The organism is Siccirubricoccus sp. G192, from assembly GCF_019084075.1.
Taxonomy (GTDB): Bacteria; Pseudomonadota; Alphaproteobacteria; order Acetobacterales; family Acetobacteraceae; genus G192.
The window spans coordinates 1-15,117 of record NZ_JAHREN010000002.1 but is presented as its reverse complement, the minus strand read 5'-3'; the positions used below and the strand labels follow the sequence as shown (position 1 = coordinate 15,117).

Sequence of the window (15,117 nt, the reverse complement as noted above, 5' to 3'; positions counted from 1 at the left end):
TATGCTGCTGGCGGGGCCTCGCCCTTCACCTGAGAGTTTGGCAGTGAATCCGCGCCGCCAAGCCTGATGCGAGTTGGCCGGGCTCAGTGCTGCGGACCGGTGTGTCGCCATCTGGCGAGGCCGTGCGGCGGGGCATGCGTGCGGTTGCGCAGCGGCACCTCGGTGCTTCGGTGCCGCGCAGAGTGGTTCGGGTGGGTTGCGCGCCGCGGGCGCCGGGTCAGGTCGCGAGTAGACGGCCGGTGCAGATCATGTTGTGCGCCAGGGCATGCCAGAGCCCGACCGCCTTGGCCTTCTCGAGGCCGCGCACGAGGAAGCGCAGCAGGCCACGGTTGCGGCACTGGGCGTTGACGCATTCGGCGGTGGCGGCCCGCTCCTTGTAGACCGCCTTCGCCGCCTCGCTGCCCATCCGCCGGCGCCAGGCCGCCACGCCGGGGCCATCGCCGTCGCGCGGCGCGTGCGGGTCGCGCGCCGCATCGCGCGGCTTCGGCACTGGCGCGAAGACCGCGACACCAGCCGCGGCCAGGGCTTCGATGTCGGCGAGCTTGGCGAAGCCGCCGTCCACCAGGTGCTCGCCCGGCCGCTGCCCGTAGGTTGCGGCCAGCCACTCGCTCATCGGCCGCAGCTGGCCCTTGTCGGAGCCGGTGTTGTCGAGTGTGACGGCGGCGATCATGGTGCTGCGGGGATCGCTGGCGAAGCCGAGGTTGAAGGCCGGGCGGAACCCGCCATCGGGCATCTTCATCACCCGCGCCTCGGCGTCCGTGGTCGAGACCCGCGGCTCGGATGGCGGTTTGCCGGTGGCCTCGCCGGCGGGCGCGTCTCCGGGCCCCGGCGGGTCCTCGCTCTGCGGGCACGGATCGCCTTGCCGCTTCGCCGCGAGTTGCTCGGCCACCGCCAGCGCTGCCTCGACGCGGCGCTCGCGGTCCGCCGCCGCGCGCTGGCGGGCGGCGGCCTGCCGGCGGCTCAGCGCCCCGGGATCGGCCTCGAGCTCGGCCCGCAGCCGGGCGACCTCGGCCGCCGCTTCGGCGCGGCAGCGCGCCAGCGAGGCCCGGCGACGGAAGGAGGCAGCGCCGGCCGCGGCCCGCACCCGCATGCCGTCCTGCGCCACCCGCACGAGCGAGGCGTGGCCCGTCTTCAGCATCGCTGCGAAGCTGTCGGTCAGCAGGCGTTCCAGCACGGCGCCGTGGGCCACGCGGAACTCGGCGAGCGTGGTGTGGTTCATGCCGACCCCACCGCACAGCCACTCGAAGCAGACGTGCTCGCGGCAGAGCCGGTCCAACTCGCGGGCGCTGCCCACGCCCTCCACCGTCGCGTAGAGCCAGAGCGCCAGCAGGATGCGAGGGTCGGCCGGCGGGTGGCCGGGATGGCCCTCCACCGCCTTGATCGCGCCATACAGCGCGGAGAGGTCGAGCCGCTCGGCGAAGGCCCACACGAAGCGCGCCCGGTGATCGGGTGGCAGCAGGTCCTCCAGGCTGAGCGGCCGCAAGCTCACCTGCCGCCGCTCGGCTTGACGCAGCCGCGGAGCCCCCTTGGGCCGTGCTGCCGATATCTGCTCCAGCAGGATCCCGAAAAGGCCAGTTCCAGAATCCGCCCTCATCCCACTCACCGCGTCACCATCAGCCCGAGCCTACTCAGGCACGGCACCAGACGGAAGCAGCCGGTCAGACCCAGACGAAAGATTGACGGCCTCTGAGACGATGACGCTCCATGCCAAGCAGTGCGACGGCCGCGAATTGAAAGCCTGGGCGAAGGAAATCCACCTGCGCGTCTGCGAGGCGATCCGTGAAGCCGACCTGCGGGCGAGGTTGAGGCCGGGGTGACGGGGCGACTACGCCCGCTGCCCTGGCGCATTGCCGGGCGGCTCGGCCGGGAAGCGCAGGATGTGGAGGACGCCCCCAGCCTCACTGGCCTTCGTGGTTTCGATGCGGCCGCCGAGCTGGGCGGCGAGGGCACGGATCAGCCGGCGACCCATGCCACCCCGTCGCCCGAACTCCCGCGGCACCTCCTCGGCCGGCATGTTCGGGAACCCGACCCCGTCGTCGGCCACGGTCAGCAGCAGGTCCTGCCCCTCGCGCCAGAAGCCGATCCGCACCCCTCCTGCGCGGTCCTCCGGGAAGGCGTGCTTGAGGGCGTTCGTGACCAGCTCGTTGACGATCAGCCCCACCGCACCGGCGCGCGACACGGGCAGGCTGTGCCGCTCGGCCTCGATGAACAGGCCAACCGGGGTAACGTCTGTCAGATTGGCCCGCAGGTCCGCGACCAGGTCATGCAGGAATTCCTGCATGTCTACCATCACGTGCCCGTCGCGCCGGGCCAGCCGATCGTGCACGCGGGCCAGGACCCGCACGCGCTCGGACACGGCCCGCAGCGCGGCGGCCGTCTCGGGCGAGGTTCCGGCCTCCTGCATGCTCAAGGTGGCGCCGATCCTGGCGAGGTCGTTCTTCACCCGGTGGCCGAACTCCAGCAGCAGCAGGTCGCGCTCGCGGGCGACCTGCTCGGCCATCCTCCGGGCCTCCTCGGTCTCGGCGTGGGCCTGCTCGGCCTCGACGTAGGCACCGTGGAGCGCCTCGATGATAACGGCAATGAGCAGGCCGATGAGGACGAACAGGCCAACGCTGATCGCCGTCTCGGTGTCGGGGATGGCGAAGGAATGGAAGGGCGGGACGAAGAAGTAGACCGCCAGCGCAGCGCTCAGCAGCGTGGCGACGACGCCGGAGCCGCGGTTGAACACGACGGCCGAGAGGATGATGGCCGGGAAGAACAGCAGAAACGGCAGGGCCAGCAGGTCCGCGAGCAGCCAGTAGCGGATGGCGAAGGCGACGAGGACCAGCACGGTGGCGCCGGTCCACCGCAGCGGGGTCGAAAGGGAACGGACCGGGGCCGGTCGGAAGTAACGTCGAATGGGCATAGGGCGCCCAACCATCTCTGATACTTCTAGTTGCGCCTGCCACTGAATTGCCAAAGGCCCGCCACGCGGCCGCCTTCATCGGGCTACCCGTGCTGTGAAAGTAGCGCCGGGGAAACCCGAAGCAGCAGCGGCGTTGGCTCTGTCGAAGCGATCTGCGGGGCGCCTCTATCTCCCCGTGGCGGCGCCGGAACCGTATCCCGGTCGCGTGGCGGGGGCGTATCCCTCGCCCGGCCGAATGCCGGGCCGACACGTCCAGGCGCAGAGCCGCCCGGCGCTCACCCGCGTCGGGCGGTTTCTATTTGTCGGCCTCTTCGTCCTCTCCCCTCGCCAGCATCGCGTGCGACCGCATGATCGCCCGGCACGCCCGAGCAGGCCCGGGCCGCGGGGTGCCGCCGTGGCGCGCGGGGAGAAGGTGACCGCCGCGGATCTCTACTGCCGGCTGGGCATGACGCTGCCGCCGCCAGGGATCATCGAATGACGCGCCCGGACGACCCCGCGCCCGGCTGGGCTTGCGAGCTGGCCGAGGCGATGGCGACGCTGCGCGAGACGATGCCACCCGTGAAGATGTCGCTGCCCTGGAGGCCGCCGTCATGACGTGCCTGACGCGGCTGGAGGCCATGCCGCCCGTCACTGACCCCTTCGCCCTGGCGCTGGCCGAGTATCGGCAGGTGTTTGGCGACACCCCAATCATCAGGGGGCTGGAGTCATTCCGCTACGGCGCGCTGGCCGCAATCCTACGGTAGGCGGTGGCCGAGGGCCGGCCGCTCACTGATGCCGAGGTCAGGCGCCAGCTCGACATGACCCTGCCGCCGCCCGCGACAGGATCGACCGGCGCGAGTTTGCCAAGCTGATCGCGACCGTTGTGGCGGCGACCATCGTCGGCATGCTAGCGCTGACCGCGCTGGCGACCTTCATTCTGTCGCAGCTGTAGCAGGGGAAGGAGGCCGGGCGCCCGTGGAGGCGAAGGTGTGGAGAGAGGCGCCCGGCCCCGCCGCTGGGTGAGGCGCGGCACGAGATTTAGACCGCACTCGGAAGCATCCTGTCTCGAAACAGAACCGTGAGTGGCGATAACAGCACCGGCATGGCGCCGCCAGGGGACCCCGAAGAAGGACACCCGACACCACGCCGGCCGTCGCCCCCGCCGCTGATCGGCCGCGCATCTCACGGCCAAACGGCTCAAACCCGCGGTGGGCTGGGCACCCCAGCCAGCCGCAGAGAAGGGGGTCTTACTGCGCCAGAGGCACGGGATCGCGATGGATGGAGGGCTGGCTTTCTATTTCTGAGCCTATTTGGTTAGGCTTGCCAATGTGCCCAACATTGACACCCTGCTCCCGATCCGGAGCCGCATCGCATGCCGCCCCGCGCTTCGCTCAACGTCTCACTCACCCCGGAGCTCACAGCCTACATTGGCGAACGGGTTGCGTCCGGCCGCTATCGGAGCGCGTCCGAGGTGGTCAGGGCTAGCCTGCGCCTGCTGCAGCGCGACGAGCCTGCCGGTTCCAGACAACCAGCACCGTCGCCCGCCGTGTCGGACGGTACGGATCATGGTGATCGGCGCCGTGGGCAGCATCACCTGAAATGACCCAAGAACACGCCGCTGACCCTGGCTGCGCTCCCACGAGCCGAGAGGCAGCGTTGGTGGCGGAGAATGCCCGCCTTCGCGCGGCGCTCGCGCGCGCCAAGCTCGACGCCGACGCTGCCTCGGAGGTGGCCGACCTGCGCCGGCGGGTCGAGGAGCTGGTGCGGGCGGTCCGTGCCCGGGACGACTTCATCGCCATCGCCGCCCACGAGCTCCGCAATCCCATGACGCCGATCCTCGGCCTGGCGAAGGCCGCGCTCACCGCCGCGCGCAACGCCGAAGGCGCCTCCCCGCGCGTCACGACCCTGCTGGAGCACCTGCAGCGGGCCGCCCAGGACTTCATCAGGCGAGCGACCAGGCTGCTGGATGTCGGCCGCATCGAGTCCGGCAATCTGCGGCTGGAACCATCCGAGACCGACCTCTCCGAACTCGTGCGCATGGTTGCCCAGCGCTACGCCGCCGCGGCCGCCCATGGACGCAGCGCGCTCGGGCTCGAGGCCGAGGACGGCGTTTCCGGGATGTGGGACCGGCTCGCGGCCGAGGAGATCGTCGAGAACCTGCTCTCCAACGCCCTCAAATTCGGCATGGGCCGGCCCGTGACCCTCCGGCTCCGGTCGGACGGGCGCTCGGCGGTGCTGGAGGTGCAGGACCGCGGGGTCGGCATGCCGCCCGAGCAGCAGACGCGCATCTTCGGGCGGTTCGAGCAGGTGGTGGGCCAGCACCGGGGCAGCGGCTTCGGCATCGGGCTGTGGGTGGCGAGCCGGCTGGTCGCGGCCATGGACGGCCGGATCGCCGTGTCGAGCCGCCCGGGCGAGGGCTCGACCTTCACCGTCACGCTCCCTCTCGCACCCCTGGAACCGGATCGGACGACGCATGCCACAGGATGAGGCCACTCCTGGCGAGGAGGAGATTGGACGGGTCCCGAGGTCTGGTACCGGGCCTCGATCAGGTGCTGTGCGGCGGCTTCCTGCGCGGTGGCCTCTACCTGGTCCAGGGAGCGCCGGGGATGGGCAAGACCGTCCTGGCCAGCCAGATCCTCTACCGCCGGGCGGCGGAGGGAGGCCGTGCCCTCTTCGTCACTGTCCTCGGTGAGAACCACGGCCGCATGCTGGCGCACCTGCGCCCGATGCGGTTCTTCGACCCCTCCTTCATCCCCGACCGGGTGACCTACCTCAGCGCCTACCAGGCGCTGGAGGACGAGGGGCTCGAGGGGGGTCGCTGCGTTCATCCGCCGGGGAGGTCCTGGCCCACAAGGCGACGCTGCTCGTGCTCGACGGCATGAGTGCGGTCGAAGCCAAGGCCGGCGCCGGGGCCGTGTTCGAGATGAAGCGGTTCACCCACGGGCTGCAGACGCTGGCCTCGGCGACCAATTGCACCATGCTGCTCCTGACCACCACGGCCGGCGCGAGGTCGGCGCCGGAGCACACGATGGTGGACGGGATGATCGAGCTGCGGCAGCGATCCTTCGGCGTCCGAAGCGAGCGCCGGCTCCTGGTCCACAAGCTCCGCGGCAGCGCCTTCCTCGAGGGCGAGCACGCGTTCCGCATCACCCGCGAGGGCGTCGCCGTCTTCCCGCGGACCGAGGCCCTGCTCGCGACGCCCACGCTCCGCGGCCCGCCGCCACGGACACGCGTGTCGTCCGGGATCGTCTCGCTCGACGCGGTGTTCCGGGGCGGGATCCCCGAAGCCACGATGACGGCGGTGGTCGGCCCGTCGGGCTCGGGCAAGACCACGCTCGGCCTGCAGTTCCTGTCCGCCTCGAGCGCCGCCGAGCCCGGCCTGCTGTTCGGCTGCTACGAGCCGCCCGAGCGGCTGCACCTGAAGGCCGAGACGATGGGCCTCGACCTCGCCGCGGCGGAGCGGCGGGGGGGACCTCGAGATCCTCTGGCATCCCGTGGGCGAGCACATCCTGGACGAACTCGCCCACAGGCTGCTCGAGGCGGTTCGGCGCCGCGGCGTCAAGCGCCTGCTGATCGACGGCCTGTCCGGCTTCCAGCAGGCGGCGCTCGAGCCGGAACGGCTCGTGCGCTTCTGGTCCGCCCTGTCGAACGAGCTGCGGGCGCTGGGCGTCACCACCCTGCACACCCTGGAGATGCCGGAGCTCATCGGCGCCGACCTCCGTGTGCCGGTGAGCGGGATCTCCTCGCTCGCCGAGGTCATGGTCATGCTGCGCTACGTCGAGCTGCAGTCGCGGCTGTACCGCCTCATCTCCCTGTTCAAGGTACGCGAGGGCGCGTTCGATCCCACGATCCGCGAGTTCGAGATCACCGCCGCGGGCATCACCGTCGGCGAGCCCTTCGAGAGGGTCGAGGCCGTCCTGAGCGGGATGGCCCGGGCGGCGCTCTCGAGGGCCGCTACCGTGGCGGCATCCTCCGACGGGGCCCGGGCCCCGTCGGCCGACGACACTGGGCAGTCCGGGTGAGCGGCATGGCAACGGTGCTGGTCGTCGAGGACGAATCGCCATCGCGGACCTGCTGGAGATGGTCCTCACCGACGAGGGCTACCACGTGCTGACCGCTGCCAACGGGCGCCAGGGGCTGGAGCGCCTGGCGGAGGGCCCGCGCCCGGACCTGGTCATCTCCGACTACATGATGCCGGTCCTCGATGGCGTCGGGCTGCTGCGGGCGATGCGGGAGAGCGAAGCCCAGCACGACATCCCCTGCATCGTCATGAGCTCCATGCCCGAGGCGAGCGTGCGTGAGCGCATCGACGGCTACGAAGCTTTCGTCCGCAAGCCGTTCGATCTCGACGCCATGGTCCAGCTGGTCGCGACCATCCTCGAGACACCCCGGCCGAAGCCCTGAGGCACGACCCGGGCGCCCCCGCCCGTCGTGGCCGCGTCTTCGGCTGCCTCTCGCTGAAGTCGCCGTGCCAGCCGTCGGCTTGTCACTGGGCGGCTGCTTCCTCCGGGGCATCCAGGCCGAGTTCCTGCCGCAGGTGGGCGAAGCGGACCGGGTCCATGGCCCGGCGGTCCAGCGCCAACTGCCGCAGCGCCGCCAGCCCTGCTTCCGTGAACATGGCCCGGGGTCCCATTCGCCCCGGCCGGAGCTCGACCAGGCCACGCTCGAGCATGCTCTGCACGGCCGGCGGCACCTTCGGTTCGCCCTTCTGCGGTCCGCCGCGCCAGGTGCGCAGGAACAGACCCTCGGCCAGGCTGGGGTACTGGCCGAAATGCATGCCCATCTCCCGCCGGATCAGGTCGCGCTCCGGCGCGGTGAAGGGGAGGGAGGATGGTCCGCTCGGCTGCTCATCCGGCGATTCTATCACGCGGGTTGGCTGGCTCGGGAAGGATCACACAAGCAGAACTTTCCTGTGGTAGAATCAGGTGCAGATGCGCCCCTCACGGTCTCCGACGCTGCGCGGCCGGCTGCTCCTGCTGGTCGGCTTTGTCACCCTCGCGCTACTTGCCTTCGCCATCCTCGCGGTGTGGCAGGACTATAAGGCCGAGCGCGAGCATGCCGAGGAGCAGCTGAGGGATCAGGCCACGGCCCTGGCGCTGGCCGTGGACCGTGAGTTCGATCGCGCCGAGGCTGCGATGTCGATCCTCGCCACGTCGGCTGCTTTGGCGCGCGGCGACCTGGAGACCTTCGAGGCCGAGATGCGGGCCGCCTCCGCCCGGCTCGGCGGCGAGCCCATCGCCCTCACGACGCCCGACGGTCGGCAGGTTCTGAATACCCTTTGGGCTCCGGGGGAGCGCCGGTCCAACATCCAGGGGTCCCTGACGACGCGGCGCGTCTTCACCAGTGGCCGCACCGAGGTGTCCAGCCTCCACCAGAGCTCGACTACAGGGCGACCGATCATCATCGCCGCCGTGCCGGTAGTCACCGCGCGCCAGGAGCCGCCGCTACCCACCTACGCGCTCGGCATCTCGCTGCGGCGCGACCACCTCGCCCGGATGCTCTCCGAGCAGAGCCTGCGGCAGGGCTGGAGCGGGGGCGTGCGCTGCTCGCCGTCGGCCCACGCACGGTCGCCGCCTGCCTGCGTGTGATCGGCCTGGCCGAGCACCCAGGCTTCGCCGCCTTCCACCGCGTGCTCAACCGGAATGCCTGGTCCGGCCTCGCACTCGCCCGCATCCTGCTGCGCCAAGTGGTGGCCGCCTTCGTCCCGGCCGGGCCGATCGTGATCGGTGTCGACCACACGCTGGAGCGCCGCCGCGGCCGGCACATCGGGCCCGCCGGTCACTTCTACGACGCGGGCCGCTCCTCACCGGCGTGGCAGGCCACCAGCCGGGGCCTGCGCTGGCTGAGCGCGATGGTGCTGGTCGAGGTGCCGTTCGCCGGCCATGTCTGGGCACTGCCGGTCCTGACCGCCCTGACCCCTAGCAAGACCTGGTCCGAGCAGCACGGGCAGCGGCACCGTCCGGTGACCGACTGGGCTCGCCGGTTGCTGCTGACACCGCGGCGTTGGCTGCCCGACCGGACGATCGTCGCCGTGATGGACGGCGAGTTCGCTGCCCTCGAGCTGCTGCATGCCCTGCGGTCCCGCATGGTGGTGATCACCCGGCTACGGCGCGACGCGCGCCTGTTCGATCCGCCCGGCGAGTGGGACCGGCGCGGCCGTCCGGCGCTGAAGGGGGGATCGGCAACCCACGCTGACCGCACGAACCACCGATCCCGCGACGCGCTGGCGCCGCATCGTGCAGGCCAGCCGTGCGGGGTGGCGCAGTGCCGGCTGGATCGAATACACCGCCGGCACGGCGCTCTGGCACCACTCCGGCAAGCCGATCGTGCCGATCCTGTGGGTGCTGGTCCGCTACCCGGATGGTAGACGCGAGCCCGAGGCTTTCCTGTGCACCGACACGACGGCAAGCCTGCGCGAGGTCCTGGACCTCTTCAGCCGGCGCTGGTCGATGGAATCCACCTACGAAGAGAGCCACCGCCTCGAACTCCGGGACGGCGGCGGGCGGGAATGTGCCGTCGTCATCCACCCGCCAGCGGGCAGGGGCGAACCCCATGAGGTTCCGGGCGGCGGTGGGTCAGCAACGCTTGCGGAACTGATCGGCCGGGCCAGGCAGATGATCGACGCGGTGCTAGGGCCGCGCCCACCGCCGCGACACCTTGGGCTGCGAAGCCGCGAGCCGCTGCGATCCTGAGAGCATTACTCGCCGGCCGCAGGAGTATCGGATCCGCGTGTGTTGGGACTTCCGAGCCCGTAGCTGGTATTTGGATGGTTCCAGAACGGTTTCTCGAATAGAGCTGTGTTGCGGATTATTTTTATTGCAGCCTCACACAATACGTGAGTTGTATTTCGCGCCGCAGCAAATACGTTAGATGCAGGTTCGGGGAGGAACTTTGGAGGTTTCTCCCATGCCCGAACTTACATTCCTGCTGGCCGTCGCTGCTCTTGTCGTCGCCAGCCTCACCGCGCGCATCGTGGTCCTGAAGGGGCACTTCGACGACCTGCCGCCAATGCCCCGTGAGCATTGAACGCGTCCTGCGGCCCGACCCTCTCCGGATCCAATACTCATGACAGTCGATACCCAACTCGCCGGCAGCGGATCTAACGGTCCGCTCGCCTCCGGGCACGCTCACCCTATAACCCTCGCCCTGCAGGGCGGCGGCTCCCTCGGCGCTTTCGCCTGGGGCGTGCTGGACCGTCTGCTGGACGTGCCCAGCCTCCGCTTCGAGGTGGTCAGCGGCGCCAGCGCCGGCGCCATGAACGCCGCCCTGCTGGTCCAAGGGCTCGCCACCGGCGGCCCAGCCGAGGCCAAGCGTCTCCTTGAGACGTTCTGGCGCCGCGTCGCTGTTGCATCAGGATCACCCGACATCGGCGGGGCAGGCTGGCTCTTCCCGTTCAGCGGGATCATGGCGCCGATGGCCGAAGCGCTGCGGCAGACCACCAAGGGACTGGCACAACGGCAGGTCAACCCGCTGGGCCTCAACCCGCTCCGCGGCGTGCTCGACGGCCTCTTCGACCCGTCAGCCTTGGGCCGGGAGGGTGCGCCCTCGCTGGTCGTCTCAGCGACTCGGGTCAGCACCGGCGAGGCACGGCTCTTCCGGGACGGCGAGGTGACGGCGGAGGTGCTGCTGGCATCGTCCTGCCTGCCGCAGCTGTTCCCGGCCGTGGAGATCGAGGGCGAGCCCTACTGGGATGGTGGCTTCGCCAGCAACCCGCCGCTGCGGGCGTTGATCGAGGCCGGGGCGCCTGCCGACATCGTGCTGGTCCGCACGACGCCGGTCCAGCGCCCTGACCTGCCCACCAGCGCTGCCGCCGTGCTCGAGCGAACTGAGGAGATGACCTTCGGCGCAGCCTTGCGGCAGGAACTGCGGTCCCTTGCGCTGGCACAGCGCCTGCTGGCCGATCTGCCCTCGGCGCCAGGTGTCCTGGCCCGGCTGCGGGATGCCAGATTGCACGTGATTGGGGCCGAGGAGGAGTTCCGCGCGCTCAAGATCGGCAGCCACCAGGACCCCAGCTGGGCCTTCCTGCAGGAGATGCGCGCGCTTGGCCACGGTGCCGCCAATCAGTGGCTCGCGGCGGATCTCACCTCGGTCGGGATCCGCTCGACGGTGGACCTGTCCGGTTTCGCTGGACCTGTTCTCGAGCCGCACATCAGTATGCAGGGAATGGGCACGGCCCAGGCAGGTGCAACCTCCGTGCGGCGCACCACACGAAAGGCGCCCATGCCTATAGCGCGGGCGTAATGGGGACGTGTCAGGGACTCCCGGAGCAGCAAGGCGGCTGCGGTCATAAGCCTCTTGTGGCGCGGTCGTTGGAATCTCCGCAGTTCAGCGGCATGGTCGTTCCGTTTGCTGCAGTGCAACTTCGCGCTCGCCCATGCGTCTGCATGTTGCAGCACGGCAAAACGCCTTTTCCAGAACCGGAACTCTCAAGCTCCACGTGAGCTGCCGGGTGAGTGCCGGGTGCGGGCGCCAGCTCCCCATTTCATGTCGATATGGCCGCGGAGCCGGCTCCGCGGCAAACCAAGGATTTACGATGAACCTTCGAACCCTGATGCAGACCGGTCCGGCCAAAGCCATTGAGCTGTTCGCCAAGCTGTCCGAGACCTCGGACGGTGCGGTGAAGACCCGGGAGAAGCTGTTTACCGAGTTGAAGGCCGAGCTCGAGCTCCACGCCAGCCTTGAGGAGCAGCACCTCTTCCCGGTGCTCCGGCGGAATGCCGAGACCAAGGAGCTCGTCGCCGACGCGATCCGCGACAACAAGGAGCTGCGGGCCAAGCTCGCCGAGCTCGAGGCCCTGCCGAAGAACGACGAGAGCTTCCCCGAGCGGCTGAAGGATCTGCAGAAGACCTTCCGGCAGCATGCGCGCGACGACAAGCGCGAGCTTCTGCCGGCGGTGCAGCGGGCGTTGAGCGAGGAGCAGGTCCAGAACGTCGCCGAGAAGATGGAAGCCGGCCTCGCCGAGGCCGAGCAGGCCAAGCAGGACGAGGCGGAGGAGCGGCGGGCCAAAGCCCGGCAGGAGCGTGAAGAGGCCGAGTTCCTGGCCCGTCAGGCCGAGCTGCGGGTCGAGCAGAGCCAGGCCGCTGAACGCCGCACCCGTGAGGCAGCCCGACAGGTTGCCGGCGCGGCGCTGGCGCCGGTGCAGGCCGCCACCGAGACGGCGCGGCAGGCCACTCGCCTGGCGGCAGGGGCTGCCGAAGCGACCAACAATATCGCCCGGCGTGCTCCGGCACGGGCTTCAGCCTCGGCATCGGCACTGACGGACATGTTCCTGTGGCCCTGGATGGGCGCGCTGCAGAGCATGCAACAGGCCGGCAGTGCTGTCGCCGCCAGGGGTCCCTCCGGCATGGAGGAGGTGATCCCGCTCGGCGAGGAGGTGCTTGAGGTCAGCAAGCGCACGGAGAACCGCGGCACGGCAAGGATCCGCCGCTTCGCCGTCGAGACCCAGGCCGAGGAGCAGGTCACCTTGCAGAGCGAGAAGGTGGTGGTAGAGCGCCGCCGGCCGGTGAGCGACAAGGTGACGGGCGAGATCCTGACCGAGATGACGGTGGAGGTGATCGAGACGGCCGAGGTCCCGGTCGTCGAGAAGCGCCTGCGGCTGCGGGAGGAGATCGTCGTCCGGACCGAGCGCACCCAGCAGGTCGAGACGGTGCAGGCGACGGTTCGCCGCGATGAGGTGGAGATCCAGCAGCCCGGCCGGAAGCGGGGCGGGCAGCAGCTTCGCTCAGTCGCCGCCGAAGGTTAGGACCAAACGCAGTCAGGGCAAGGCGGGCACCTGCGGTCGAGCAGAGGCCCGCCTCGCCTGGCTCCTGCGCCATGCGCGTCCAGCCCCGGAGCGCACCCGGCATCGATAGCGTAGTGGAAATCCCAAACGGCAACGACTAGATCGACGCTGCCGCCGTGGGATCCTGAGCGATACGGCGCGCAGGCCGCCCGATCGCCCTGCATTGGCGCCATCGCCGAACCCGCCCCGCGAGGAAACGGCCATGCCGCCTGCGAGCTTCACAGTCGGGCAAAGCATCGAGTTCGTGCCCGCCAGGTTCGACGGTACCGCCCAGCGTGGAACCTACACGGTCGTTCGCCAGCTCCCCCAACGACTCGAGTGACCGCGAGTACCGGGTGAGGAACATCAGCGACGGCCACGAGCGTGTGGTGCCGGGAGAGCCAGATCCTGTGAAGGCCGACTACACCTTTGGGTTGAGGGTAGTTTAGGGTGGGCGAGCCGCACGCACGGTTAGCGTCGGTGTTGGTGGACTGTGTGCCCGCATCCCGGCCTCATTTTTGAAGGCCAGGCTTGATAGCCAAAGGGACTCAGAAAGACCATTGACCGGCGCTTAGTGACCAGCCCAAAGAAAGAGTAAGCCTCTGCGGGTCAGCCCCTCCGCGAGGAGGTGCCCGGGGGTAATGGTGCTTGGCGGCCGACGCGCTTTGACGGGTGAGGAGGTGGAAGGCGGCGCCTGGCAGCGGCGGTGCTGTTGCGTGAGGGGGCTGTGCCCTCGTCTTTTCTGCGTCCGGGGGAGGTTGGGCGGTTGCGTCGCTGCGCCCGGGCAGCCCCCCGGTGATCACCCCGGAAAGCGCCGTGATTGAGATTGCCCATCGCGGATGAGTTCCTGTCAGAACTCGCGCCAAGAGCGACCCGTTTGGCTGGTCAGGGCGGCGCCGGTAGGCTCGGGAGCAGCAGGACGGGACTCAGGTATGGACTGTGGCGGCTTCTGCGGCTCGGCCGCGGTGGCGGAGCTTGGCCGGACCGCACCGCCCGGGGCTATCGCCGGCTCCGCTGCCGAGACTGCGGCAAGCGGTACAGCAGGCGCTCCGGCACCCTGCTCAACCACGCCCAGTACTTGTCCGGCCCCGTCATCGCGCTCGTGGTGCTCTGGCGTCTGCGCTACCGCCTGGCCCTGCGCGACCTGGCCGAGATGTTCCTCCCAGCGCGGCATCGTCTTCAGCCACGAGGCCGTCCGTGCATGGGAGGCGAGGCTCGCACCGGAGTTGGCCCACGAGCTCCGCCGCCGACGGCACGCCAAGGGCGGCGCGGGCCGCCGCCGCTGGCCGGTGGACGAGACGTATTCCCGAAGGTGCTGGAGCCGCTGGTGTTACCTCTATCCCATGCGATCGACTATGACGGCCATCTCGTGGACACCATGCTGAGCGAGCACCGCGACATGGCGGCGGCCCAGGCCTTCTTCCGCTCGGCCAAGGCCGCCACGGGCGTCACGCCCGACTGGATCACCACCGAGGGGCACGGCTCCTACCCGCGGGCAATCCGCTCGACGCTCGGCCGGCGGGTTCTGCACCGTACCGGTGCCTACAAAAACAATCGACTGGAGCAGGGACCACGCGGTGTCCAAAGGCCGCATACGATGTATGCGGGGGTTCAAGAAGCCTCGCTTCGGCGGGCCGGTTCTGTCGAAGCCACGACGAGCTCCGCAACCTCCTCCGCCCCCGCACCCGCCACAATCAGCATGTCCCAGCAAGCCGCCGTCGCCGGCTCCACCTCCGGCGCGCCGCCATCGCGCTCGCCATCCTCGAGAGCCCGTAGGCTGAACTCGCCCGCCAGCTCACGCCGGCAGGTTTGGCGCCAGTGCTGACAAAACCGGTCCTGCACTTTCGGATGAACCGGCGCGCTGAGACGGCGCCCGCCAAGGCGAGGTCGTCCAGTTGAGCCCTGGCAGCCCTTTGGGCCGAGACCAGGTCAAGGAGGCACCGGAATGCTGCCAATGCGGCCAACCGGAGGCAGGCGATGCAAGCGAAGAGGTCGGCCAAGCCGTGATGGTGGTCGCTGCATTGCGGTGATCGGAAACCGGTCCAATCGGCCGTCCAACCCCGTCACCTGCCGGTCGCTTCCTCCGGAGCATCCAGGCCAAGTTCCCGGCGCAGGTGGGCAGAAGCGGACCGGGTCCCCGGCGCTTGGCAGTCCAGCGCCAACTGCCGCAGCGCCGCCAGCCCTGCTTCCGTGAACATGGCCCGGGGTCCCATTCGCCCCGGCGGGGCTCGGCCAGGCCCCGCTCGAGCGTGCTCTGCACGGCCGGCGGCACCTTCCGGTTCGCCCTTCTGCGGTCCGCCGCGCCGGGTGCGCAGGAACAAGACCCTCGGCCAGGCTGGGGTACTGGCCGAAATGCATGCCCATCCGCCCGGATCGGGTGCGCTCCGGCGCGGTGAAGGGGAGGGAGGATGGTCCCCATCGGCTGCTCATCCGGCGATTCTATCACGCGGGTTGGCTGGCTCGGGAAGGATCA

General features: G+C 70.0%; 15 protein-coding genes and 1 pseudogene. 13 read left to right on the top strand and 3 right to left on the bottom strand.

The window, feature by feature from the left end; genetic code table 11:
• Nucleotides 1–217: 217 nt before the first annotated feature.
• A complete protein-coding gene (locus tag KSF81_RS26550; RefSeq protein WP_217381901.1) occupies nt 218–1,594 on the bottom strand; it encodes an IS1182 family transposase in 1,377 nt (458 codons plus the stop codon).
• A 100-nt stretch (nt 1,595–1,694) separates the two neighbouring features.
• Here KSF81_RS26550 and KSF81_RS31040 point away from each other — a divergent pair, with 100 nt between their 5' ends.
• Nucleotides 1,695–1,817: a hypothetical protein gene (locus KSF81_RS31040; protein WP_256444382.1), complete on the top strand. Its 123-nt coding sequence runs from the start codon at nt 1,695–1,697 to the stop codon at nt 1,815–1,817.
• 8 nt (nt 1,818–1,825) lie between these two features.
• On the opposite strand, the gene KSF81_RS26545 is transcribed toward KSF81_RS31040, so the two are convergent.
• The gene (locus KSF81_RS26545; protein ID WP_217381900.1) at nt 1,826–2,830 is read right to left on the bottom strand and encodes a DUF4118 domain-containing protein; all 1,005 of its coding nucleotides are present in this window, start codon (nt 2,828–2,830) and stop codon (nt 1,826–1,828) included.
• A 665-nt stretch (nt 2,831–3,495) separates the two neighbouring features.
• On the opposite strand from KSF81_RS26545, the gene KSF81_RS26540 reads away from it, so the two are divergent.
• The 7 genes and pseudogenes from KSF81_RS26540 (at nt 3,496) to KSF81_RS26510 (ending at nt 7,288) form a co-directional block, all read left to right on the top strand.
• On the top strand, nt 3,496–3,648 hold the full coding sequence (locus KSF81_RS26540) for a hypothetical protein (protein ID WP_217381899.1): 153 nt from the start codon (nt 3,496–3,498) through the stop codon (nt 3,646–3,648).
• Nucleotides 3,649–4,256: 608 nt separating this feature from the next.
• Nucleotides 4,257–4,487, top strand: a complete 231-nt coding sequence (locus KSF81_RS26535; protein ID WP_217381898.1) for a type II toxin-antitoxin system ParD family antitoxin — start codon at nt 4,257–4,259, stop codon at nt 4,485–4,487.
• A gap of 56 nt (nt 4,488–4,543) precedes the next feature.
• Complete coding sequence (locus tag KSF81_RS26530) at nt 4,544–5,371, top strand: sensor histidine kinase KdpD (RefSeq protein ID WP_217381897.1); 828 nt, start codon at nt 4,544–4,546, stop codon at nt 5,369–5,371.
• A gap of 23 nt (nt 5,372–5,394) precedes the next feature.
• Nucleotides 5,395–5,766 carry an ATPase domain-containing protein gene (locus KSF81_RS26525; RefSeq protein ID WP_217381896.1) on the top strand — a complete coding sequence of 124 codons (372 nt, stop codon included), beginning with the start codon at nt 5,395–5,397 and terminating at the stop codon, nt 5,764–5,766.
• Nucleotides 5,763–6,341: pseudogene (locus KSF81_RS32550) on the top strand (ATPase domain-containing protein); the annotation flags it as partial. The gene KSF81_RS26525 and the pseudogene KSF81_RS32550, both read left to right, overlap by 4 nt.
• Before the next feature lie 37 nt (nt 6,342–6,378).
• Nucleotides 6,379–6,906, top strand: a complete 528-nt coding sequence (locus KSF81_RS26515) for an ATPase domain-containing protein (protein ID WP_217381895.1) — start codon at nt 6,379–6,381, stop codon at nt 6,904–6,906.
• Nucleotides 6,890–7,288 (top strand): response regulator, encoded by a 399-nt coding sequence (locus KSF81_RS26510; RefSeq protein WP_309139777.1) that lies wholly within the window; start codon nt 6,890–6,892, stop codon nt 7,286–7,288. Before KSF81_RS26515 ends, KSF81_RS26510 begins: the two co-directional genes overlap by 17 nt.
• Nucleotides 7,289–7,370: 82 nt before the next feature.
• On the opposite strand, the gene KSF81_RS26505 is transcribed toward KSF81_RS26510, so the two are convergent.
• Nucleotides 7,371–7,751: a hypothetical protein gene (locus tag KSF81_RS26505; protein ID WP_217381892.1), complete on the bottom strand. Its 381-nt coding sequence runs from the start codon at nt 7,749–7,751 to the stop codon at nt 7,371–7,373.
• 58 nt (nt 7,752–7,809) lie between these two features.
• Here KSF81_RS26505 and KSF81_RS26500 point away from each other — a divergent pair, with 58 nt between their 5' ends.
• The 5 genes from KSF81_RS26500 to KSF81_RS26480 all read left to right on the top strand — a co-directional run bounded on the left by KSF81_RS26500 (nt 7,810) and on the right by KSF81_RS26480 (nt 14,469).
• Entirely contained in the window at nt 7,810–8,472 is a 663-nt protein-coding gene (locus tag KSF81_RS26500; protein WP_217382135.1) for a cache domain-containing protein, read from the top strand.
• Nucleotides 8,469–9,251, top strand: coding sequence for a transposase (locus KSF81_RS26495; RefSeq protein ID WP_309139762.1), 783 nt, complete (start codon nt 8,469–8,471; stop codon nt 9,249–9,251). Before KSF81_RS26500 ends, KSF81_RS26495 begins: the two co-directional genes overlap by 4 nt.
• Before the next feature lie 698 nt (nt 9,252–9,949).
• Nucleotides 9,950–11,125 (top strand): patatin-like phospholipase family protein, encoded by a 1,176-nt coding sequence (locus KSF81_RS26490; protein WP_217381891.1) that lies wholly within the window; start codon nt 9,950–9,952, stop codon nt 11,123–11,125.
• Nucleotides 11,126–11,258: 133 nt separating this feature from the next.
• Nucleotides 11,259–12,626 (top strand): DUF2382 domain-containing protein, encoded by a 1,368-nt coding sequence (locus KSF81_RS26485; RefSeq protein WP_217381890.1) that lies wholly within the window; start codon nt 11,259–11,261, stop codon nt 12,624–12,626.
• 1,330 nt (nt 12,627–13,956) lie between these two features.
• The gene (locus tag KSF81_RS26480; RefSeq protein ID WP_217381889.1) at nt 13,957–14,469 is read left to right on the top strand and encodes a DDE-type integrase/transposase/recombinase; all 513 of its coding nucleotides are present in this window, start codon (nt 13,957–13,959) and stop codon (nt 14,467–14,469) included.
• Nucleotides 14,470–15,117 lie beyond the last annotated feature (648 nt).